Annotated in this window: 1 protein-coding gene; it reads left to right on the forward strand. The window is 69.3% G+C overall.

Features of this window, described 5'->3' with window-relative positions:
- A partial coding sequence (locus NRB56_RS38050; RefSeq protein WP_153349231.1) for a condensation domain-containing protein occupies window positions 1-2,241 on the forward strand: 2,241 nt, incomplete at both ends.

Consider the following 2,241-nt stretch of genomic DNA (forward strand, 5'->3'; position numbering starts at 1 on the left):
TCGCGACCGGGTTGTACGGGCTGGAACCGCATCACCGGTTCCTGCACATCTGCTCACCGAGTTTCGACCCGTCGGTGCTGGAATGGGTGTGCGCCTTCTACATCGGCGCCACCCTGGTCATCACACCCCCGGAGATCATCGGCGGCAGCGATCTCGCGGAGCTGCTGCGGGCGGAGCAGGTGACCCACACGATCATCACCCCGGCCGTTCTGGGCACCATGGACCCCGACAATCAGGCACAACTGCTGGTCACCTCGGTCGGTGGTGACGTGACCACACCGGAGTTGCTGGCGAAGTGGCAGCCGGGCCGCAAGTACTTCAACGCGTACGGGCCCACCGAAACCACGATCATCTCCACCTACGCACGCCTGTACCCCGGTGACCACATCACCGTCGGCACCCCGGTACACGGCATGTCCGCACTGGTGCTGGACAACCGGCTCAACCCGGTCCCGCCGGGTGTCGCGGGCGAGCTGTATCTCGCCGGTGGCGGAGTCGCCCGCGGTTACCACGACCGATACTCCCTCACCTCGGAACGGTTCGTAGCCAACCCCTTCGGCGCTCCCGGCGCACGGATGTATCGCACCGGCGACATCGTCCGCTGGCACCCGGCACCCCACCGCACCGACGACCGGACGGATGGCGAAACCCGGTGGGAGCTGGATTATGTGGGGCGCAGCGATTTCCAGGTGAAGATCCGCGGGTTCCGGATCGAACTCGGCGAGATCGACGCCGTCCTGTCCCGGCACCCCGACGTGGACTTCGCGTTCACCATGGGCCGCGACACCACCGCCGGCGCCACCATCCTCGCCTCCTACGTGAAACCCGTGGCCGGCCACACCCTCGACATCACCGAGCTCACCGATCATGTCGCGGCGATCCTGCCGCCGCACATGGTGCCCGCCGCGATCACCGTCCTCGACGAGATCCCGCTGACCCCGGTCGGCAAACTCGACCGCCGCGCCCTGCCGGAACCCGTCGTCGCCGCCCGCGAATACCGGGCCCCCGCCACCGAGATCGAGACCATCCTCGCCCAGGTCTTCGCCGAGGTCCTCGGCACCGACCAGATCGGGTTGGACGACTCCTTCTTCGCCCTCGGCGGCGACTCCATCCTGTCCATCCAACTCGTCTCCCGCGCCAAAGCCCGCGGCATCGTCTTCACCCCCCGCGACGTCTTCGAACGACGCAGCATCGCCGCACTCGCCGACATCGCCACACGCGGCGGGGAATCGACACAGCGGACACTCGCGGAACTGCCCGGCGGCGGCGTCGGCACGATGCCGCTGACGCCGGTGATGCGGTACATGGTGGAACGGCCGGGCTCCTGGCGTCGCTTCAATCAGTCACTGGCCCTGGAACTTCCGGCGGGGATCGACCGGGCCGGTCTCATCGCGACCCTGGCCGCGGTGATCGACCGGCACGACATGCTGCGCGCACGACTGCGACACGACGCCGAGCCGGGCTGGTTCGTGGAAACTGCCGCCCCCGGCACCGTCGACATCGACGCACTGATCGACCACATCGCGGTCGATCCGGACAGCGACTCCGACATGCCCCATATCGCCACGGCCGCACTGGATTCCGCGGTCGATCGGCTGGATCCGGAAGCGGGCGTGGTGATCCGCTTCGTCCGGCTCCAGCCGGCCGATCCCGCCCGATCCGGCTGGCTGCTCATCGCCGCCCACCATCTGGTGATCGACGGCGTCTCGTGGCGAATCCTGGTGCCGGACCTCGCCTCCGCCTGGGCGCAGCTGTCGGCGGGGCGCCCCCCTGAATGGTCACCGGCGTCGACGAGCATGCGCACGTGGGCACACGCGCTCGCGCACAAGGCGATCGGCGCGGCCACCGAGATCGGATACTGGCAGCGGACGGCCATCGGACCCGATCCGCTGCTCACCATCCGGCCACTCGACCCGGCCGTCGACGTGTCGGCCGCGATGGCCGAACATCACATCGAATTGTCCGCGCGGACCACCACAGCCCTGCTGACGACCGTCCCGGCCCTGTTCCACGGTGGCGTCAACGACGGTCTGCTGGCCGCCCTGGCGATCGCCGTCGCGGCCTGGCGGGCCCGGGGCGCGGCCACCGGCGCGCCGGGCGGTGCGGCCGTGGATGATTCGGTGCTGATCCGGTTGGAGGGGCACGGTCGTGAGGAGGAGGCGGTGCCGGGCGCGGATCTGTCGCGCACGGTGGGCTGGTTCACCTCGATCTTCCCGGTGCGGTTCGATCTGTCGGGCATCG

The sequence above is a fragment of the Nocardia aurantia genome, from assembly GCF_009604425.1.
In the GTDB taxonomy this organism is placed as follows: Bacteria; Actinomycetota; Actinomycetes; order Mycobacteriales; family Mycobacteriaceae; genus Nocardia; species Nocardia aurantia.